Source organism: Vreelandella sp. L-25, assembly GCF_056857535.1.
Genome location: NZ_JBSXNH010000043.1, coordinates 47,892 through 67,633, shown reverse-complemented (window position 1 = coordinate 67,633; position 19,742 = coordinate 47,892). Strand labels below are relative to the sequence as shown.

The following is a 19,742-nucleotide window of genomic DNA, read 5'->3' as shown; positions in this document are numbered from 1 at the left end:
TTTCCTTTTGGTTCATGGTGTTAGGGGTAACAACATGATACCGGCGGGAAAGCCCCCGATCTCGTTGATAGCACTGAAATTTTCAACGCTATTCAGGCAGTTACAGCACCACCTGTGGAAAAGTGGGGAGACGCTAGTCATCGCTTGGCAGGGCCTTGGCTAAGCAGTACGCGCCCAGCCCAGCAGCGGCTGAGTTCGGTCGTGCATATCTAAACGGGCCTTTAAGCGTACCAAGTTCCAGTAGTGGCCGTTGAGCGCCCGAGAGAGCAGCAGCGTATCTGCCGGGGGCTGAAGACGATCCATGGCGGCCCACACTTTGGGGGTGAGCTCCCGCAGGCGGCGATGAACGCGCACGTCGCTGAAATCCTGCTCACCGGGGGCGAACAGCGGGGTAATACACTCAGCGGATTCGCGATACAGCGCCAGCGGAGCGCCTTGGCCCAGGCGGCCGCCCATCTTCATCAGCGCGTCATCCATGGCCATGGGGTCTTGGGAAAGCGTGGCATCCAATAGCTGCATCATGGCCTTTAGACGCGCCTCGGGAACGGGAATCACTGCGCCCAAGTCGTAAATCACTAAACGACCCTGATCGTCGCAGGCAAAGTTGCCTGCGTGGGGGTCAGCGTGCAGCTCACGGTAGGTAAATAGCTCCTCGGTAATCCAGTCTGCCAGTGCAACAGCCACTTTTTGACGGGTAGCGTCATCCGCACTCTCTAAATCCCGCAGCGGAGTGCCGTCTACAAAGCGCATGGCCAATACGTGTTGGCCGGAGAGCTCAAACAGCGGCTCGGGGATCACCAGCGCTGGGTTATCTTGGTAGCGCTCCCGGTAACGGGCCAGCGCCTGGGCCTCCGCGTGGTAGTCCAGCTCGTCACGCAGCCCGGCTGCCAGCTCCTCAAACAGCGCATCTAGCCGTGCCTGCGGGACCTTGAACCAGCGGCCAAGACCCATAATGCGCCTCACTTGTTTAAGGTCGCTCTCTAAAATCTCAGCAAGCCCTGGATACTGCACTTTAAGTACTACGGTTTCCCCTTCGTGGGTCACCGCTTTGTGCACCTGACCCATCGAAGCGCTGGCAAAGGGGCGCTCTTCAATCTCGCGGAAATGCGTTTGGATGTCACCGTACTGCAGCACTAGCGCCTCGCAAATTTTCGGCCAGGGCATCGGTTCAGCCTGGCGTTGCAGGCGGGCCAGCTCGTTGGCCAGTTCCGGCGGCAGCAGGTCATCCCACTGGGACATCATTTGAGCCAGCTTCATGGCCGGGCCTTTTAATTCAGAAAGCCCTTCAAACAGCGCCTCACCCAGCGCCCCCCAATCCGCTTGGCCGCCTAACCGCGTTTTCAGCAGGGCACCACCCGTACGCGCACCCAGCCCAAATAAACGTCGTGTTCTACCGCGCTCGCGCATAAAAACCGCCTCCCAGTGCTTTGCGACAGCTTACTCAATCCGATAACTTTATACAAAAACTATACAAACAAATGACACACGACACCTTTTAAGTACCTGTATAAATTTTCACGCCTCGACGTTCAACCCACTGAGCGGCTTCTGCTACCATGACACTCTTTCAAAGACCGCTACCAGGGCCTACCGTATGCGCTTGATTATCGCCGAGAAACCCAGCCTCGCCCGTGCCATTGCCGACGCCCTGCCCGGTGGCGGCAAGCGCCAGGAAGGCGCGATTGTGTGCGGCGATACCACGGTGACTTGGTGCCTAGGCCACCTGCTGGAGCAAGCTCCACCGGAAGCCTACAACCCCGCCGATAAACAGTGGCGGCTCGACCGGCTGCCCATCGTGCCCGGCACGTGGCAGCTCGCGCCGCGCTCCAAAGCCCATGGCCAGTTAGCAGTGATTCGTAAACTGATCAAGCAGGCTACCAGCGTTGTGCACGCTGGCGACCCAGACCGCGAAGGCCAGCTGCTGGTGCAAGAGGTGATCGAGCATTTGAAGTACCGCGGCCCGGTGCAGCGGCTATTGATTAGCGACCTCAACCGCCCAGCGGTCAGCCGCGCGCTGGCCAGCCTGCGACCGAATACTGAGTTTCAGCCGCTGTTTCAGGCCGCCCAGGCGCGCTCACGGGCTGACTGGCTGTATGGCATTAATCTCACCCGCGCCTGGACGCTCACCGGCCGCCAAGCTGGGCACGATGGCGTGCTCTCGGTAGGCCGCGTACAAACCCCGGTACTTGGGCTGATTGTACGGCGGGATAACAGCATTCGTGATTTCAAACCCCATCCGTTCTACCCGCTTTGGGTAGATTTACAGGTGGCGCAAGGCCAGCTGCGTGCCTGGTGGGCTCCTAAAGCGCATCAACCTTTGGATGAGCAAGGGCGACTGATTGACCGCACGCCCGCCGATGCCCTGGCCGCTCAGCTACCCGGCGCACGCGGCACGCTCACCACATTAGACCAACAGGAGAAGCGCCAAGCGCCACCGCTGCCCTACTCGCTTTCTGCCTTGCAGGTAGATGCCGCCCGCCGCTTTGGGCTTTCCGCGCAGATGGTGCTGGATATTTGCCAGCGGCTTTACGAGCAGCACAAACTGATCACCTACCCCCGCTCAGACTGCCGCTACCTGCCTGAAGAGCACCTAGCGCTTGCCCAGCGCAGTCTCTCCGGTGCTTGCCAGAATGACGACACGTTACGAGGTTGGCTCAACGGGGCCGACTTTACCCTACGCTCGAAAGCCTGGAACGATAAGCAGGTGGGCGCGCACCACGCCTTAGCACCGACCGGCAAGCCCGCCGATGTCAGCCAGCTTTCCGCCACCGAAGGCCATGTGTTTCGGCTAATCGTGCGCAACGTCATGGCGCAGTTCTACCGCCCGCTGCGCACTTTTGAAGTGAAAGCCGAGTTCACCCTGCTGAATGAAGCCTTTCGCGCTCGCGGCCAAAGCATTCTCGACCCCGGCTGGAAGCCACTGTTCACCACCCGCGAAGACACCCCGCCGCTGCCACCGCTCACCCAAGGCGAAGCCTGCCAAGCACTCGCCGCAGGCGTGGAAGAAAAAGAGACCCGGCCATCAGAACCATTCACCGATGCCAGCTTAATCAAAGCAATGATGAATATTGGCCGCTACGTAGACGACCCAAACGTGCGCCGCACTCTGCGCGACACCGACGGCCTGGGCACCGAAGCCACCCGCGCAGGCATTATCGAAACCCTGGTGCAGCGCGGCTACCTAGTGCGCCAGCAAAAAGCCCTACGCGCCACCAAACTCGGCTGCGCGCTAATCGCCGCCCTGCCCAGCGCCGTCAGTACACCGGAACGTACTGCCCTCTGGGAGCAACGCCTGCGAGCGATCTCTGAACAACAAGACGACCCCAACGCCTTCCAGCAGGCGCTGCTGGAAGACTTACGCGCCCTACTAAGCCAAAGCGACGCGGCCAGACTACGCCATAGCTTACAAACCGCCCAAGGCGAAGTTGGAGGTCCCGCCAAACGCAGCGGAGCCACTAAGAAAAGCTACACACGGCGTAAAAGTACCGGCAGTAAGAAAACTACGGGGAGTCGAAGTAGTGCAGCGGGTAAGCGGAGTACGGGAAAGAGGCGCAGCAGCTAGGCACTTGTTGTTAAATAAATAGCCAAGCCAATTTATTTAAATCAATCAAGGTAACGGTATAAAAGCATCCTAACACGCAACAACATAGCCATCCCTGTCTGATGTAACCCCCAAACTCGTTGCGGTGCTTCGCGGGTGCCTCACTTCGTTCGTTACACCGCGCTACGGGATCGGTGGCTTTGTCTATGTTTGGTTGGCTTTATCATCGCGCGCTGAAGTGCCCTCCCATCCCCCTCATATCTCACGTCCCCCTTTTCCCACACCTTCCACCTCTCACCTATGGCAACCCCACACCTCTGTTATCTTCGTCTCCCATCACCTCTTGCGACTAGCCTTCTCACGCAAACCCGATTAGCCTGCTAACTCAACCAGTAAAGGGACTGAGATGCGAGAGACAACGACGCGGCAGCACTTGGCGGGAGTTTTGATTCTGCTCGGGCTGTTGGCACAGATTATTGGTTTTACCGGCGCGGTGCCGACCGCGCAGGCGGTGAGCTATCTGCTGTGGGCGGCGGTGGCGCTGCTGTGGCGGGATATTCCCAAGCGTTCGCGCCTTCAGGCGGGGGTGTTGATTGCCCTGGGTGTGGTGATGCTGGTGGTGGCGCAAACCGTGTATGGCGCGGCGGTGAACTGGCCTGCCATGCTGCAGGGGAACGTGTTCGTGGCTTCCATGCTGGTAGGCGTGAGCTTTATCTCGCTGATTGGCACCCAGGGCAACAAGCGTGCGCCGGGTAAGCGGGTAACGGGGGCGGACGGCGTGCTGCGCACCTGGCTGGGCGTGCATTTTCTCGGCACGATTTTGAATCTTTCCACGGTGTTTATGGTGGGCGACCGCTTGGCTCGCCGTGCGCCGTTAACCACGCCGCAGCTATTGGCACTGAACCGTGGGCTAAGCAGCGCCGCGCTCTGGTCGCCCTTCTTTGCCTCTATGGCGCTGGTGATCGCGCTGGTGCCTTCGGTGCAGTATGCCCAGATTGCCGTGGTGGGTTTTCCTATCGCCATGCTCTCAGGACTATTAACCACGCTAGAACTGCGGCGACGGTTTGATTTAACCGAGGTGGATGGCTTTTCGCTTTCGCCCCGCAGCCTGCTCATGCCTGCAGGCATGGCGGCGCTGGTGATGCTGTTGCACTTTTGGATCACGCCGTCGCTTACTATCGTCAGCATTATTACCTTTTTGCTGCCTGGGGTGGCGCTGCTGAGCAATCTGCGGGAAGGCCCGCGTTTTACCCTGCGGCGCCTGCGTCAGCATACCGTTACTCGCCTGCCCGCCATGCGCGGGGAAATTTCACTGTTTTTAGCGGCAGGCTTATTAACGCTGGGGCTTTCAACGCTGGTAACAGCGGCGGCAGGCGATGAGTGGACGCTGTTTGCCCGCTTTGGTACATGGCAGGCCATGGTGAGTTTTGCGGCTATTACGCTTAGTGCGCTGGTGGGGCTGCACCCGATTATTGGGGTGTCGGTGTTGGCGTCGGTGCTTAATCTGAGCGGCGCTGAACAGACCCTGTTTGCCTTTGTGGCGCTTAGCGCCTGGGCGGTGGGCACCAGTGTGGGGCCGCTTTCGGGTATTAACCTGTCGTTGCAGGGGCGTTACGGGGTGAGCGGTTATCAGATGATGAAAAATAATCTACCTTATGCTGCGATGATGAGCCTGCTCTCGCTAGGCGCGATCGCAGGCTTGAGCGTTTGGCTAGGTTAGATACTTAGGTTTCGACGATTTTGCTCGGAAAGCGGTAGAAGTAGCGGTGGCCGCACTGGTGGCAGGGTTCTATCCGCGCGACATCGTTAAACATGACCTGAGCATCGCAGTGAGTGCAGGCCATTAAGCCCGGGGCGGCGATTTCACCTTCGCAGTAGTCGGCGCGGGCGGCTTCTAGGTCATCCTCGAAACGTTCGCGGTCTACCACGCTACGGTCGGCAATGGAAAGCAGCGATTCCGCGACCCGGCGGGAAAGCTGGTCGATGTCGATTCCTAGCCAGCTGGCAACCTGCTTGCCGGTATCCGCCATGTAGTAGCGCATGTCTTTCAGGTCGCGCTCTACCCAGGCACGCAGCAGCGCTAGCTCGTCTTTGGTGTACTCCTCAAGCTCAGCTTCAAAGGCAACGGCGTCGTCTAAGTCCTTTTGTAGGTTGTCCCAGGTGAGCTCGTTGGCGCCATCCTGCATGCGCTCCAATAGGCGCTCGTAGCCTTCGCGAAGGCGGTGATCGTTATGTTTTTCCATGGGTCCTCTCCTTTTGTTGCCACAGGTGCTGCCTATCATCGGTTAGCCGTTCAAGGATACACCGGCATAGGATACAATCGACGCTACTTATCTGACAGTCGTCATCTACTATTCACTTTGCGCCCTGAACAAGGGCGAATTATCCCAAGGCATTGAAAACACCGATGGACGCACAATACAGCCCCCGCGAGATCGAACGTGACGCTCAACAGTACTGGGACAAGCACCAGTGCTTTAAAGCCGTAGAGGACGCCAACCGCGAAAAGTTCTACTGCCTATCCATGTTCCCCTACCCCAGCGGCAAGCTGCACATGGGCCACGTGCGTAATTACACTATCGGCGACGTTGTCTCACGTTTCCAGCGCATGCAGGGTAAAAATGTCATGCAGCCCATGGGCTGGGACGCTTTCGGGATGCCGGCGGAAAATGCCGCGATCCAAAATCAGGTGCCGCCTGCCAAGTGGACCTACCAAAACATCGATTACATGCGCAACCAGTTGAAGGCACTAGGGTTTGCCTACGACTGGAGCCGCGAATTCGCTACCTGCGACACCAGCTACTACCGCTGGGAGCAGTGGTTCTTCACCAAGCTGGTGGAGAAAGGGCTGGTCTACAAGAAGATGTCCACGGTGAACTGGGACCCGGTGGACCAGACGGTGCTGGCCAACGAGCAGGTCATCGACGGCTGCGGCTGGCGTTCCGGCGCGCCGGTAGAGCGTAAAGAGATACCGCTGTGGTTCTTAAAGATTACCGACTACGCCGATGAGCTGCTGGCGGATTTAGATAACGTCGAGTGGCCTGAGCAGGTCAAGACCATGCAGCGCAACTGGATCGGCAAATCCCGTGGCGTCGAGCTGAGCTTCGATATCAAAGCCGCCGATGGCAGCGCCTGCGAGCCGCTGGCGGTGTACACCACCCGCCCCGATACGCTGATGGGCGTGACCTACGTGGCCGTCGCCCCTGGGCACCCGCTGGCCAAACAGGCCGCCGAGCAGAGCAGCGAGATCGCGGCGTTCTGTGAAGAGTGCGCCAAAGGCGGCACCTCTGAAGCGGAAATGGCCACCAAAGAGAAGCTGGGCATGGCCACGGGCCATAAAGCCATTCACCCGTTAAGCGGTGAAGAAGTACCGGTATTCGTGGCTAACTTCGTACTGATGGAGTTCGGCACCGGCGCGGTCATGGCCGTACCCGCCCACGATCAGCGCGACTGGGAGTTTGCCACCAAGTACGGTGTTGAGCTGAAGCCGGTAGTGGCCGACGAGCACGGCAATACGCCGGATATCTCGGAAGGCGCTTACACCGAGCACGGCACGCTGATTAACTCCGGCGAGTTCGATGGCCTGGAATTCCAAGCCGCGTTTGATGCCATTGCCGCCAAATTGGCCGAGCTTGGCTGTGGCGAAGTTAAAACCAACTACCGCCTGCGTGACTGGGGTATTGCCCGCCAGCGTTACTGGGGCGCGCCGATTCCGGTGAAGTACGGCCCGGAAGGCCAGACCGTACCGCTCTCCGATGACGAGCTGCCCGTCGCGCTGCCCATGGAAGTCACCGTGGATGCCTCCGGCTCGCCGCTGAAGAAGATGCCGGAGTTCTCCGAGCTGGGCGATGGCTGGGTGCGTGAAACCGATACCTTCGACACCTTTATGGAATCCTCCTGGTACTTCGCCCGCTTCTGCTGTGCGGATAACCACGAAGCCATGCTGGATGAGCGCGCCAACTACTGGCTGCCGGTGGATCTTTACATTGGCGGTATCGAGCACGCTATTCTGCACCTGCTCTACGCCCGCTTCTTCCACAAGCTGCTGCGCGATTTCGGCATGGTCGATTCCAACGAGCCCTTCCAGCAGCTGCTCACCCAAGGCATGGTGATCGCTGAAACCTTCTACCGCATCAAGGATAACGGCGGCAAGGAGTGGTTCAACCCTGCCGATGTGGAAGTGAAGCGCGACGAGAAGGGCCGCCCACTGAGCGCCGTGCTGATGAGCGATGGTCAGCCGGTGGAGATGGGCGGCATCGAGAAGATGTCCAAGTCGAAGAACAACGGCGTCGATCCGCAGTCGATGATCGACAAGTTCGGTGCCGACACCGTGCGCCTGTTTATGATGTTTGCTGCACCGCCCGAGCAGTCGCTTGAGTGGTCAGACTCTGGCGTTGAAGGCGCGCACCGCTTCCTGAAGCGCATCTGGCGTCAGGTTACCGAGCATCTGGCGGCGGGCACCCCCGGCACCTTGAACGTGGACGCGCTGAACGACGATCAGAAAGCGCTGCGCCGCAAGACCCACGAGACCATCAAGAAAGCCAGCGACGACATTGGCCGCCGCACCACCTTCAACACCGCCATTGCCGCTGTGATGGAGCTTTCTAACGCGGTCGCTAAGTTTGACGATACGTCCGAACTGGGCCTCGCGGTTAGCCGTGAAGCGCTGGAAGCCTGCGTCCTGCTACTGGCCCCGATTACCCCGCACCTGTGCCACACCCTGTGGCAGCAGTTAGGCCATGAGCAGCCCGCCATTGAAGCCCAGTGGCCGAAAGTAGACGAAGCCGCCCTGACCCGCGACAGCATCGAGCTGGTGGTACAGGTAAACGGTAAACTGCGCGCCCGCCTGGAAGCCCCGGCCAGCGCCGACAAAGCCACCATCGAGCAACTGGCGATGGAAAACGAAAACGTCCAGCGCCATTTGGAAGGCAAAACGGTTCGTAAGGTGATCGTGGTGCCCGGCAAGCTGGTTAACATTGTGGTGAGCGGATGAATCGCCGTCGCTTTTTGACCCTCAGCATCGCCGCGTCAGCGGCGGTGCTGCTCAGTGGCTGTGGGTTCCGCCTGCGCGGCTCGGAATCCATGCCACGCCTGCCCGCGCTCTCGCTAGAGGGCGATGACAACAGCGCTCTCGCCCAGCAGCTTCGCACTCGCCTGCAGCAGTTAGGCACCGAGGTAGAAAGCGGCGCGCCCTGGCGCGTCACTCTGGGCACCCCTTCCCTTCAGGAGCGGCGCATCGGGACCGATGGCCGTGCCAGCCGTGAGCATGAGCTGACGCTGAGCACGTCGCTGTCGGTGCAGCAGCGGGAAACCAATGCCTACGCCCTGAACAACGCCACGCTGAGTACCAGCACGCGGATTCGCGTCAGCGATGACGACCTGCTGAACCGCGAGACGCTGTTCCAGGAAGCCGAGCAGACACTGACTCGGCAGCTTGCCCAGCGTATTGTGGAACGCTTAGCTAACCTTGAGGCGCTGCGGTGAAGGTATTTGCCGATCAATTGCCCGCCGCTCTGGCCAGGAAACTGCCGAAAGCAGTGATCGTGGCGGGTGACGAGCCGCTTCAGCATCGTGACGCCTGCGATGCCGTGCGCGCCGCCGCCCGCCAAGCGGGTATCGAAGAGCGCGAAGTGCTGGATGTGGAGCCCAACTTTGCCTGGGGGCGGCTCCTGGAAACCGCGAGCAACCTCTCGCTGTTTGCCACCAACAAACTGTTGGAGCTGCGTTTGGGCAATCAAAAGCTGGGGCAGGAAGGCAGCAAGGCGCTTGCTCAATATGCGGAAATGATGGATGGCAGCGACGACCTGCTATTGGTCAGCATGGGCAAAGTCGATGCCAAGCAGCAGAAAAGCGCCTGGTTCAAAGCCTTAGATAAACAGGGAATTTTTGTTCCCGTATGGCCGGTAGATGCCTCACGGCTTGGCTATTGGCTACGGGATAGGGCCTCGCATCACGGCCTGCAGATCGACCTGGAAGCCGCGCGACTACTGGGTGAGCGCACCGAGGGTAATCTGCTGGCGGCTGATCAAGAGCTGCAAAAGTTGGCGTTGATCTACCCGGCTAACACCCGGCTCAACGTCGAGCACATTGCCCAAGGTGTGGAAGACAGCACCCGCTTTGACGTCTTCAATCTGGCGGATGCGTGCTTGAAGGGCGAACCCAGCCGTGCCTCGCGGATTGTGAACGGCCTAAGAAGCGAAGGCGTGGAAGCACCGATTGTGCTGTGGGCGCTCACCCGTGAGCTGCGCACTCTGCTATCGCTGCATCAGCATTTGGACCAAGGCCAAAGCTTCGAGCATGCCTGCAAATCCCAAAAGCCGATGATTTTTGATAAACGTCGCCCGTCCTATCAAAAAGCCATTAGCCGCCTTTCCATGAAGCGTTTACACAAACTGCTACTAATGGCCCAGCGCCTGGATTTAGCGGTGAAAGGGGTATCTGCCGTGCCTCTATGGCCGGGGCTGCACGACCTCGCCATGACCATGGCAGGGGCAAAAGGCCTCCTGGCGGAAACGCCCTGGACCTATCGCATTAGTGCAAATAATTAGCACTTTGCATTTTCGTCTTAAAACACTCGCTGTTTGTTTCTATACTAATCACTCAGGCTACTCATAGCTTGCTCCCCGATAAGTCTAAGGATGAAGACAATGAAAACAGTGCGTGCTTACCTCTCGACCCTTTTGATTGCTGCGTTAGTGTTTGCCAGCCTGCCCGTTGTGGCGGCCCCTACCGCCCCGCAAGGTATGGATCTGGTATCAACGCAGTCTGTTTTAGCAGGCGACCGTGCCGGTGCGGACCGCGAGCGTATCAATGAAATCCTCGCCCGTGCCGATGTGCAAGATCAACTGCTCAAACAGGGCGTCAATCCCGCCGATGTCGAGGCGCGTGTGGCGGCCCTGAGCGATGCCGAAGCCCAGCAAATGGCGCAGCAGCTTGAGCAGTTGCCCGCCGGTGCTGGCGTGATTGGTGCGCTGTTCGCGGTATTTGTGATTCTGCTGGTAACGGACATTCTCGGTTTAACCGATGTTTACCCGTTCACACGTTAATTCATCCGCGATGATGAACCGTTATGTTAACGCCCGCACTGCGGGCGTTTTACTGTTAGGCCTGCTGCTTCTACTGCTAACCGGCTGCGCACGCAGCCCGGTACTGCTTGAAAGCACCAAAGCGAGCCTGACGCCGCAAACCGAGCTTACCGAGGTGCCGTTTTTCGCCCAAACGGAATACCAGTGCGGCCCAGCTACCTTAGCTATGGTGCTTAATCACGAAGGCGTAGAGGCTAGCTTAGACGAGCTGATTCCTCAGGTATTCTTGCCTGGGCGTGATGGCAGCGTGCAGCCGGAAATGCTGGCCACGGTACGCCGCTACGAACGGCTGGCAATTCCCATCCGAGGTACCATGGATGCTCTGCTCACGCACCTGGAAGCAGGTAACCCGGTGGTCGTGATGCAGAACCTCGCCCTGCCCGCCTTTCCCATGTGGCACTATGCGGTGGCCATTGGCTTTGATTTGCCGAACGAAACGCTTGTTCTGCGCAGCGGTGAAATCGAGCGGCACACCCTATCGTTTAGCCGTTTTGATGCTACGTGGGCACGTACTGAGCGCTGGGGGTTTGTGGTCAGCGAGCCGGGCACGCTGCCCGAAGGTGTCACGGCACGCAATGCGTTAGAGGCCATTAGTGCCTTTGAAGAGCAGCACGGCCCCGACACAACGCTGAGTAGCTGGCAGGCATTCAGTGAGCGCTTCCCGCAAAATCCTACTGGGCAGTTTGCGCTAGGCAATGCCCTGTATGCCGATGGCCAGCCCGAAGCCGCCCTGGCCGCCTTCGAGACAGCCACGAGCCTCGACCCGGAGATGGGTGCTGCGTGGCTCAATCTGGCCATTATACAATTCCAGCAAGCGCGCCTTGCAGACGCCAGAGCATCGCTTACCCAAGCCGCTTCCCTAGAAGGCGAATGGCAGCCCCGGGCTAGACAGCTTTTGGAAACGCTATAGCGTCGCCCTGAAGAGCCGTGAGAGGAAGCTTCAACTCGCGACGGTGCTGAAATGCCCCCGTGGGAGGGAGCTTCAGCTCGCGACGGTGGCTTGGCCGGGGCGCCTGACGGCGCCATTCGCCCGCTAAAGCGGCCTCCCACCGAAGCTGATCTGGCAGGCCAACCTCTGCAGGAAGGCCCGCCCTGACCGCTTAGAACACCCGGTTCAGACCGTTTTGTGCCGCCACTCGATAGGCTTCTGCCATGGTGGGGTAATTGAAGGTGGTGTTGACGAAGTACTTGAGCGTGTTGGCCTTGCCCTCCTGCTGCATGATGGCCATGCCGATGTGCAGGATCTCCGACGCCTGGTCGCCAAAGCAATGGATACCGAGAATCTCCAGGGTGTCCTGGTGGAACAGGATCTTCAGCATACCGACCGTATCGCCGGTGATCTGGGCACGGGCGGTATCCTTGAAAAACGCCTTGCCGACTTCGTAAGGCACTTTCGCTTCGGTCAGCTCGCGCTCATTGGGGCCAAAGGAGCTGATTTCAGGAATGGTATAGATACCGGTCGGCACGTCGCTGACGAAACGGTACTCCTTCTCCAGCAGCTCGTTGCACGAGTTGAGCCCCTGATCGTAGGCGGCACTGGCCAAGCTTGGCCAACCAATGACGTCGCCCGCCGCATAAATATGCGGAATCGAGGTGCGGTAGTGCTCATCCACGCTGAGCTGGCCCCGGCCATTCGCTTCCAGGCCGATATTCTCCAGCCCCAAGCTGTCGGTGTTACCAGTACGGCCGTTGGCCCATAGGAATGCATCGGCACGGATTTTCTTACCGGATTTCAGGCGTACCACTACGCCTGCTTCATCACCCTCGACACTCTCGTACTCTTCGTTATGACGAATCAGCACGCCGTGCTTGCGTAGGTGATAAGAGAGCGCATCGCTGATCTCATCGTCCAAGAACGACAACAGGCTATCCCGGTTGTTGATCAGGTCTACCTTCACGCCAAGCCCCGAGAAGATAGAAGCGTACTCACAACCGATAACGCCCGCGCCGAAAATTACCAGCGTACGCGGCGTGTGGGACAGGCTCAGGATGGTATCGGAGCAGTAGATACGCGGATGGCGGAAGTTGATATCTGCTGGGCGATAGGGGCGCGAGCCGGTGGCAATGACAATTTTCTTGGCCACCAGCTCTTCCATGCCTTCTTGACGATCACGCACCACAACAGTGTGCTCGTCTTTGAAGCGGGCGACGCCGTGGAACAGGTCAATGCGGTTGCGCGCATAAAAAGTGGTGCGCATTTCAACCTGCTTATCAATCGTACCGCGGGAGCGTTCCATCACTTTTGGGAAGGAGAACCAGCGGGGCTCACCGATATCGCGGAACATTCGGTTGGTATTGAACGCCATGATCTGCTTGACCTGATGGCGCAGCGCTTTGGAAGGAATAGTGCCCCAGTGGGTGCAGTTACCGCCTACCTGAGCCTGCTTCTCAATTATCGCCACCCGCATACCGTGCTTAGCAGCATTAATAGCAGCGCTTTCTCCGGCGGGGCCGGTACCGATCACCACGACATCGTAATTGTGAACCGCCATACGGTTTGGATCTCCTTGTTCCCTGACATCATCAATTCATTAGCGCATACGTAAACGCCCGCGGTTAAGCGAGCGTTTGATGTTATTTAACGCGTAGTAGCATCAGCGGTTAGCGGCGCGTTGCATCGTAACCTAAGTCGGCGCCACGGCTTTCATCACTACGGCGCCGTACGCTACCGCGTTTGCGGTTCTCTTCTTCGCATACTTCGTCTTTACCACCGCAGATATCGCAGCCATCCTTCATGCCGATTTGATTAAGCCCACCGCAGGAGCCTGCAATGGGTTTACGCCCCATCAGCACGCCAACGGCCATCGCGCCCATAATCAGCGCCATAAACCCGAATACCAGTAGCCAAATTGCCATGTTGTCCTCCTAGCATTACGTTAGGTACCTCACCTGCCGACAATACTTGTGCCGATAAGTGCCTTAAAAATCTACCTCCCATTGTACCTCAGCCACCGCAAAATGATCAGGCATTGGGTGTTTTTCAGCACGGATATTCGCATCTGCCAACAAAACGGTAAACAAAAACAAACGGGGCTAGCCCAAAGGCTAGCCCCGTTTCTAACGTTCGCTGATGCGATATTAGCCGCCGAAGTCATCCAGCAGGATGTTTTCCGGCTCAACGCCCATATCAAGCAGCAGCTTGATAACAGAGGCGTTCATCATGGGCGGCCCACACATATAGTACTCACAATCTTCAGGCGCCGGATGGTCCTTCAGGTAGTTTTCATACAATACATTGTGGATGAAGCCCGTCGGGCCTTCCCAGTTATCTTCCGGCTGCGGATCGGAGAGTGCCAAGTGCCACTCAAAGTTCGGGAACTCTTCCGCCAGCTGGTCGTACTCTTCGTTGTAGAAGGTCTCACGCCAGGAGCGCGCGCCGTACCAGAACGAAATCTTACGCGTCGATTTCAGACGCTTAAGCTGGTCAAAGATATGGCTACGCATCGGGGCCATACCGGCACCACCACCGATGAAGACCATTTCAGCGTCGGTGTCTTTGGCGAAGAACTCACCAAACGGCCCCATCACCGTTACCTTGTCACCCGGCTTCAGGTTGAAGACGTAGGTGGACATCAGGCCCGGCGGATGACTGCTGCCAGGAGGCGGAGTTGCGATACGAATGTTGAACTTGAGGAGGCCTTTCTCTTCCGGGTAGTTCGCCATGGAGTAGGCGCGGATGACTTCCTCGTTGTTCTTGTGGGAAATGTCGAATAGACCAAACTTTTCCCAGTCGCCACGGTACTCTTCTTCGATATCGAAGTCAGAGAACTTGATGTCGTAAGGCGGCGCTACCAGCTGTACATAACCACCGGCGCGGAAGGCAACTTCTTCACCTTCAGGCAGCTTCAAGTTCAGCTCTTTGATGAAGGTCGCCACGTTCGGGTTGGCGGTTACTTCGGTTTCCCACTTCTTAACGCCGAAGACTTCTTCCGGCACTTCTATTTTCATATCCTGCTTCACAGGAACCTGACAAGAGAGGCGCCAGCCTTCTTTCTTCTCACGCATGGTGAAGTGCGACTCTTCCGTCGGCAGAATAGAACCGCCGCCCTCTTCTACTCGGCACTTACATTGGGCGCAGGAACCACCGCCACCACAGGCAGAAGAAAGGAAAATACCGTTGGCCGCCAGGGTGTTCAAAAGCTTGCCGCCGGCCTGGGTCTTCAGGGTGTGCTCAGGGTCGCCGTTGACTTCAATGGTCACGTCCCCGCTACTCACTAGCTTGCTGCGCGCTGCCAGAATGATCGCCGTTAAGCTAATAACGATGACCGTGAACATGACAACACCGAGCAAGATGACAGATGTATCAACCATGTCGGTTTCCTATTGCTGAAGGTTTTCTGTACCTCGGCAGCCTAGGCTGCCGAGAAAACCGGCTCCGATTAAAGCTGAATGCCAGAGAAGGACATAAAGCCCAGTGACATTAAGCCAACGGTGATAAACGTGATGCCAAGGCCCTGCAGACCGCCCGGCACGTCGCTGTACTTCAGCTTTTCACGAATACCCGCCAGAGCAGCGATTGCTAGCGCCCAACCGGTACCAGCGCCGAAGCCATATACCACGGCCTCACCGAAGTTATAGCTACGCTCTACCATGAACAGTACGCCACCCAGGATGGCGCAGTTTACGGTGATCAGCGGTAGGAAAACGCCCAGCGCGTTGTAAAGCGACGGTACGTACTTATCAAGGAACATCTCCATGATCTGTACCAGTGCCGCGATAACACCGATGTAAGAGAGCAGACCCAGGAATGACAGGTCGATGTTTTCAGCACCGCTAATGCCGGTCCAGGTCAGCGCGCCTTCTTGCAGCAGGTACGTGAATACCAGGTTATTGACCGGCACAGTGATTGTCAGTACGACGATTACCGCAATACCGAGACCGATGGCAGAAGACACCTTCTTGGATACCGCGAGGAACGTACACATGCCCAGGAAGAAGGCAAGTGCCATGTTCTCAACGAATACCGAAGCGACGAAAAGGCTCAGATAGTGTTCCATGTTACACGGCCTCCTTCGGCTTGGTGTTGTGCTTCATCTTAAACTCGTTCTCTTCGACTTGCTCCGGGTTGACAGAGCGCAGTACCCAGATCAACAGACCAATGATGAAGAAAGCAGACGGCGGCAGCAGCAGCAGACCGTTCGGCACGTACCAGCCACCATTCTGAATGGTCGGCAGTACAGTGAAGCCGAAGACGCTGCCAGCACCCAGCAATTCGCGGAAGAAACCTACCACCATCAGGACGAAACCGTAGCCCAGGCCGTTACCGATACCATCCAGGAACGACATGCCCGGCGTATTGGACATCGCGAAACCTTCCGCGCGGCCCATTACGATACAGTTGGTGATGATCAGACCGACGAACACCGACAGCTGCTTGGACATTTCGTAAGCATAGGCTTTGAGGATCTGGTCGACCACGATAACCAACGAGGCAATGATGGTCATCTGAACGATGATACGAATCGAAGACGGAATGTGATTCCGAATCAACGATACGAACAGGTTCGAAAAAGAGGTTACGAAAATAACCGCCAGCGACATGACCAGCGACACGCTCATGCTGGTGGTCACCGCCAGTGCAGAACAGATCCCCAGAATCTGAAGCGCAATGGGGTTGTTCTTAAAAATAGGCGCCGTTAAAACGCCTTTTGCATTTACATCCGCCATGATCAGGCCCCCTCAACGTCGTCGAAGTCAGTCTCGGTGTCTTCGGCGTCTGATGGCTCGGTACCGCTGCGGAATTTAGCCAGGTAAGGAGCAAAGCCCTCTTCGCTGAGCCAGAACTGCAGCATGTTGGTCACGCCGTTACTGGTCAGCGTGGCACCGGAAAGCGCATCGACTTCGTACTCGTTACTCGCGCCGCCTTTGGTCAGGTGGATTTCAGGAGAGAGGTCGCCCTCTTCGCTGTAAATCTTTTTACCTTCCCACTGGGCTTGCCAGCGCGGGTTGTTTACCTCAGCACCTAGACCCGGTGTTTCTGCGTGGTCGTAGTAGGTGATACTGACGATGGTATTGCCGTCACCCTCTACCGACAGGAATCCCATCATACGGCCCCACAGGCCCTGCCCACGAATAGGCAGAACGATCTGGTCAGGATTCTCAGGATCGCCTACTAGGTACACAGTCGCGAATTTTTCTACGCGCGAGAGTCCCGCGATGTCACGGTCGCCAGACAGCGTGCGGCCAGTGGCCGGGTCACGCGCAGCTTCGAAACCATCGAAGGTCTCGGGATCGAACTGATCGGTATAGTCACCGGTTTCGAGTTCGACGACGCGCGCAGTGATCTGGTTGCTGAACGCTTCTTCCACATCCATACCCGGCTCGTAAAGACGCGCCACGTTGAGGATGTTGGTTTTACGGTCCAGCTCCTGATTGAGCTGCTGCGCTGGGCGCAGTGCTACGGCCGCCGTCGAAACGATGACCGAGCACACGATGCACAGCGAGAACGCTACGATCAGGACTTTCTTGATGGAGTTGTTACCTTGTGCCATTAGGCAGTCTCCTCGGCCGGTGTACCAGTGCGCTTGAGACGGCGCTTCACATTGGCCTGGACGAAGAAGTGGTCAATCAGCGGCGCAAACAGGTTGGCGAACAGGATGGCCAGCATGATGCCTTCCGGGAACGCCGGGTTTACCACGCGGATTAGAACGGTCATCACACCGATCAGCGCGCCAAATACCAAACGGCCTTGGTTAGTCATGGAAGCGGACACAGGGTCAGTCGCCATAAACACCATACCGAAGGCAAACCCACCAATGACGAGGTGCCAGTACCACGGCATCGCGAACATGGGGTTGGTTTCAGAACCGATCAGGTTGAACAGCGTGCTGGTAATCACCATACCCAGGAATACACCCAGCATGATGCGCCAGTTGGCAATCTTGGTCCACAGCAGTACGGCAGCACCGATCAGGATGGCCAGCGTCGATACTTCGCCAACAGAGCCAGGGATAAAGCCTAGGAAGGCATCCCACCAGCTATAGGTGTTGGTCAGCGCAGTCATACCGTCTTGGAACGCCATAGAAAGCGCAGTAGCACCGGTGTAGCCGTCGGCTGCTACCCATACTGCGTCACCAGAAATTTGTGCCGGATAAGCAAAGTAGAGGAACGCGCGGCCCGTCAGCGCAGGGTTCAGGAAGTTCTTACCCGTGCCGCCGAAGATCTCCTTACCGATCACGACACCGAAGGTAATGCCGAGTGCAACCTGCCATAGTGGAATAGTGGCTGGCAGAATCAGCGCAAACAGCACGGAAGTCACGAAGAAACCTTCGTTGACTTCGTGACCACGCTTAATGGCGAACAGCACTTCCCAGAAACCACCCACGACGAACGTCACGAGGTAAATGGGCAGGAAGTATGTCGCGCCAAGAACGAAGTTAGCCCACAGGCTGCTGGGATCATGACCGCCCGCGAGGGTCATCATGATGGCATCGCGCCAGCCGTTCATGGAGGCATAACCCGCTTCGATGGCAGTGTTCGCCTGCCAGCCTGCGTTCCACATACCGAAGAACATGGCCGGGAAGGTACACATCCATACCGTGATCATGATGCGTTTCAGGTCGACGCCATCACGCACGTGAGCGGTGGTTTTTGCAACGCTGGGGGGCGAGTAGAAAATCGTATCTACCGCTTCATAGAGCGGATAGAACTTTTCGTACTTACCACCTTTGTGGAAGTGCGGCTCGAGATTATCGAGTGTTTGTCGAATACCCATCATCAGGCCTCTTTCTCGATCATGGTGAGATTGTCACGCAGGATGGGGCCGTACTCATATTTGCCGGGGCAAACGTAGGTACACAGCGCCAGATCCTCTTCGTCCAGCTCAAGACACCCGAGCTGCATGGCAACCTCAATGTCGCCCACAATCAGCGAACGCAGCAGTTGCGTTGGCATGATATCCAACGGCATGACGCGCTCGTAGTTACCCACCGGCACCATGGCACGCTCGGAGCCATTTGTAGAAGTAGTCGGCGCGTAGTTACTCAGGCCTTTAAATTTGGAAAGATAAATGCCCATAACGGAGTGGCGATTCGCACCCAGAGATAACCATCCCATAAAGGTGCGCTTATTGCCCTCTTCCAGCAAACTGATTTGGTTGTGGAAGCGACCCAGATAAGTCAGTTTGCCTTCAGCGGCAGCGCCAGAGAAAACCGAGCCGGAAATCACGCGGGTGTCATCGGGTTTGATGACTTCACCTGCTAAGAGTTCTTGAGTGCTGGCACCCACACGGGTACGCAGAATGCGCGGTTTTTCTGCACGCGGGCCACCTACCGCTACGATGCGGCTTATGTCCAGCTTACCTTCTACAAACAGCTTGCCGAAGGCAATCACGTCCTGATAACCGATGTGCCACACTTTCTTATGCAGCGCCACGGGCGAGAGGTAGTGAATGTGTGTGCCTACCAAACCAGCCGGATGCGGCCCAGCAAAGCTTTCGGTTTTTACACCGCTGACATCACCACCCGGAATTGAGGCGTTTGCACCCGTGCACAGAAAAACGTTGCCCTCGGTCAGGCGGGTTAGCACCTTGAGGCCGTCTTCAAATGCTTGGGCATTTTCATTGATGATAAAGGCAGGGTCAGCGCTTAGCGGATGAGTATCTACAGCGGTGACAAAGATATCAGCAGGAACGCTATCGATGGCTGGTGTGCGTGAGAAAGGACGGGTGCGCAGGGCAGTCCAAAGTCCTGACTCAACAAGCTGATCGACAACGGCTTGACGATCAAGCTGTCCTAAAGCACCACGATCATGAGAAGCAAATGTAATCGCTTCTTCATTTTCATCGACTTTAATAACCACAGACAGCAGACGACGTTTTTCGCCACGGTTAATTGCGACTACTTCACCACCGGCAGGCGCGGTAAAACGCACGCCATCAATTTTCTTGTCGGTGAAGAGAAGCTGGCCTAACTTGACCTTGTCCCCTTCCTGAACTTCCATTGTTGGTTTCATACCAACATAGTCAGTGCCCAGGATTGCCACGTGACGCACAGGCTGCGCATCTTCAATACGCTGCTCGGGCGCTCCCGTGATGGGGAGATCCAGGCCTTTTTTGACTTCGATCATAGTCTCGCCCAGTTGATGGATCGGATATACGAAGGTAAGGGGTTCGAATG

The 19,742-nt window shown here is 57.4% G+C and carries 17 protein-coding genes; 7 read left to right on the top strand and 10 right to left on the bottom strand.

Annotated features, from left to right (window positions below):
- Nucleotides 1-159: 159 nt before the first annotated feature.
- On the bottom strand, nt 160-1,407 hold the full coding sequence (locus tag AC13CN_RS04525) for an ABC1 kinase family protein (protein WP_054640982.1): 1,248 nt from the start codon (nt 1,405-1,407) through the stop codon (nt 160-162).
- Nucleotides 1,408-1,594: 187 nt separating this feature from the next.
- On the opposite strand from AC13CN_RS04525, the gene AC13CN_RS04520 reads away from it, so the two are divergent.
- Nucleotides 1,595-3,562, top strand: a complete 1,968-nt coding sequence (locus AC13CN_RS04520) for a DNA topoisomerase III (protein ID WP_228219518.1) — start codon at nt 1,595-1,597, stop codon at nt 3,560-3,562.
- Between the two features lie 385 nt (nt 3,563-3,947).
- Nucleotides 3,948-5,261: a hypothetical protein gene (locus AC13CN_RS04515; protein WP_044628055.1), complete on the top strand. Its 1,314-nt coding sequence runs from the start codon at nt 3,948-3,950 to the stop codon at nt 5,259-5,261.
- Between the two features lie 4 nt (nt 5,262-5,265).
- Here AC13CN_RS04515 and AC13CN_RS04510 read toward each other — a convergent pair whose 3' ends face one another.
- On the bottom strand, nt 5,266-5,784 hold the full coding sequence (locus AC13CN_RS04510) for a zinc ribbon-containing protein (protein WP_044628056.1): 519 nt from the start codon (nt 5,782-5,784) through the stop codon (nt 5,266-5,268).
- A gap of 164 nt (nt 5,785-5,948) precedes the next feature.
- On the opposite strand from AC13CN_RS04510, the gene leuS reads away from it, so the two are divergent.
- From leuS to AC13CN_RS04485, 5 genes are all read left to right on the top strand, one after another.
- Nucleotides 5,949-8,534, top strand: a complete 2,586-nt coding sequence (gene leuS, locus AC13CN_RS04505; protein WP_054640983.1) for a leucine--tRNA ligase — start codon at nt 5,949-5,951, stop codon at nt 8,532-8,534.
- Complete coding sequence (locus AC13CN_RS04500; protein ID WP_054640984.1) at nt 8,531-9,025, top strand: LPS-assembly lipoprotein LptE; 495 nt, start codon at nt 8,531-8,533, stop codon at nt 9,023-9,025. The genes leuS and AC13CN_RS04500 overlap by 4 nt, the downstream gene beginning before the upstream one ends.
- Entirely contained in the window at nt 9,022-10,089 is a 1,068-nt protein-coding gene (holA, locus tag AC13CN_RS04495) for a DNA polymerase III subunit delta (RefSeq protein ID WP_172514424.1), read from the top strand. The genes AC13CN_RS04500 and holA overlap by 4 nt, the downstream gene beginning before the upstream one ends.
- Nucleotides 10,090-10,188: 99 nt before the next feature.
- Nucleotides 10,189-10,587 carry a PA2779 family protein gene (locus tag AC13CN_RS04490; protein WP_054640985.1) on the top strand — a complete coding sequence of 133 codons (399 nt, stop codon included), beginning with the start codon at nt 10,189-10,191 and terminating at the stop codon, nt 10,585-10,587.
- Entirely contained in the window at nt 10,565-11,536 is a 972-nt protein-coding gene (locus AC13CN_RS04485; protein WP_371858603.1) for a PA2778 family cysteine peptidase, read from the top strand. The genes AC13CN_RS04490 and AC13CN_RS04485 overlap by 23 nt, the downstream gene beginning before the upstream one ends.
- A gap of 190 nt (nt 11,537-11,726) precedes the next feature.
- Here AC13CN_RS04485 and sthA read toward each other — a convergent pair whose 3' ends face one another.
- From sthA to AC13CN_RS04445, 8 genes are all read right to left on the bottom strand, one after another.
- Nucleotides 11,727-13,118 (bottom strand): Si-specific NAD(P)(+) transhydrogenase, encoded by a 1,392-nt coding sequence (sthA, locus tag AC13CN_RS04480; RefSeq protein WP_058577788.1) that lies wholly within the window; start codon nt 13,116-13,118, stop codon nt 11,727-11,729.
- 109 nt (nt 13,119-13,227) lie between these two features.
- Nucleotides 13,228-13,482: a (Na+)-NQR maturation NqrM gene (nqrM, locus tag AC13CN_RS04475; RefSeq protein ID WP_044628062.1), complete on the bottom strand. Its 255-nt coding sequence runs from the start codon at nt 13,480-13,482 to the stop codon at nt 13,228-13,230.
- A 222-nt stretch (nt 13,483-13,704) separates the two neighbouring features.
- The gene (gene nqrF / locus AC13CN_RS04470; protein WP_089674780.1) at nt 13,705-14,937 is read right to left on the bottom strand and encodes an NADH:ubiquinone reductase (Na(+)-transporting) subunit F; all 1,233 of its coding nucleotides are present in this window, start codon (nt 14,935-14,937) and stop codon (nt 13,705-13,707) included.
- Between the two features lie 68 nt (nt 14,938-15,005).
- The gene (gene nqrE / locus AC13CN_RS04465; RefSeq protein ID WP_044628064.1) at nt 15,006-15,623 is read right to left on the bottom strand and encodes an NADH:ubiquinone reductase (Na(+)-transporting) subunit E; all 618 of its coding nucleotides are present in this window, start codon (nt 15,621-15,623) and stop codon (nt 15,006-15,008) included.
- Between the two features lies 1 nt (nt 15,624).
- Complete coding sequence (locus tag AC13CN_RS04460; protein WP_139528111.1) at nt 15,625-16,293, bottom strand: NADH:ubiquinone reductase (Na(+)-transporting) subunit D; 669 nt, start codon at nt 16,291-16,293, stop codon at nt 15,625-15,627.
- Between the two features lie 2 nt (nt 16,294-16,295).
- Nucleotides 16,296-17,117, bottom strand: a complete 822-nt coding sequence (locus AC13CN_RS04455; RefSeq protein WP_062374661.1) for a Na(+)-translocating NADH-quinone reductase subunit C — start codon at nt 17,115-17,117, stop codon at nt 16,296-16,298.
- Nucleotides 17,117-18,343, bottom strand: a complete 1,227-nt coding sequence (locus tag AC13CN_RS04450; RefSeq protein ID WP_054645012.1) for an NADH:ubiquinone reductase (Na(+)-transporting) subunit B — start codon at nt 18,341-18,343, stop codon at nt 17,117-17,119. Before AC13CN_RS04450 ends, AC13CN_RS04455 begins: the two co-directional genes overlap by 1 nt.
- Complete coding sequence (locus AC13CN_RS04445; protein WP_089674782.1) at nt 18,343-19,692, bottom strand: Na(+)-translocating NADH-quinone reductase subunit A; 1,350 nt, start codon at nt 19,690-19,692, stop codon at nt 18,343-18,345. The genes AC13CN_RS04450 and AC13CN_RS04445 overlap by 1 nt, the downstream gene beginning before the upstream one ends.
- Nucleotides 19,693-19,742 lie beyond the last annotated feature (50 nt).

Coding starts and splice junctions, on each gene's coding strand:
- AC13CN_RS04525 (WP_054640982.1), bottom strand. CDS start 1,407: ATGCGCGAGCGCGGTAGAACACGACGTTTATTTGGGCTGGGTGCGCGT.
- AC13CN_RS04520 (WP_228219518.1), top strand. CDS start 1,595: ATGCGCTTGATTATCGCCGAGAAACCCAGCCTCGCCCGTGCCATTGCC.
- AC13CN_RS04515 (WP_044628055.1), top strand. CDS start 3,948: ATGCGAGAGACAACGACGCGGCAGCACTTGGCGGGAGTTTTGATTCTG.
- AC13CN_RS04510 (WP_044628056.1), bottom strand. CDS start 5,784: ATGGAAAAACATAACGATCACCGCCTTCGCGAAGGCTACGAGCGCCTA.
- leuS (WP_054640983.1), top strand. CDS start 5,949: ATGGACGCACAATACAGCCCCCGCGAGATCGAACGTGACGCTCAACAG.
- AC13CN_RS04500 (WP_054640984.1), top strand. CDS start 8,531: ATGAATCGCCGTCGCTTTTTGACCCTCAGCATCGCCGCGTCAGCGGCG.
- AC13CN_RS04490 (WP_054640985.1), top strand. CDS start 10,189: ATGAAAACAGTGCGTGCTTACCTCTCGACCCTTTTGATTGCTGCGTTA.
- AC13CN_RS04485 (WP_371858603.1), top strand. CDS start 10,565: ATGTTTACCCGTTCACACGTTAATTCATCCGCGATGATGAACCGTTAT.
- sthA (WP_058577788.1), bottom strand. CDS start 13,118: ATGGCGGTTCACAATTACGATGTCGTGGTGATCGGTACCGGCCCCGCC.
- nqrM (WP_044628062.1), bottom strand. CDS start 13,482: ATGGCAATTTGGCTACTGGTATTCGGGTTTATGGCGCTGATTATGGGC.
- nqrF (WP_089674780.1), bottom strand. CDS start 14,937: ATGGTTGATACATCTGTCATCTTGCTCGGTGTTGTCATGTTCACGGTC.
- nqrE (WP_044628064.1), bottom strand. CDS start 15,623: ATGGAACACTATCTGAGCCTTTTCGTCGCTTCGGTATTCGTTGAGAAC.
- AC13CN_RS04460 (WP_139528111.1), bottom strand. CDS start 16,293: ATGGCGGATGTAAATGCAAAAGGCGTTTTAACGGCGCCTATTTTTAAG.
- AC13CN_RS04455 (WP_062374661.1), bottom strand. CDS start 17,117: ATGGCACAAGGTAACAACTCCATCAAGAAAGTCCTGATCGTAGCGTTC.
- AC13CN_RS04450 (WP_054645012.1), bottom strand. CDS start 18,343: ATGATGGGTATTCGACAAACACTCGATAATCTCGAGCCGCACTTCCAC.
- AC13CN_RS04445 (WP_089674782.1), bottom strand. CDS start 19,692: ATGATCGAAGTCAAAAAAGGCCTGGATCTCCCCATCACGGGAGCGCCC.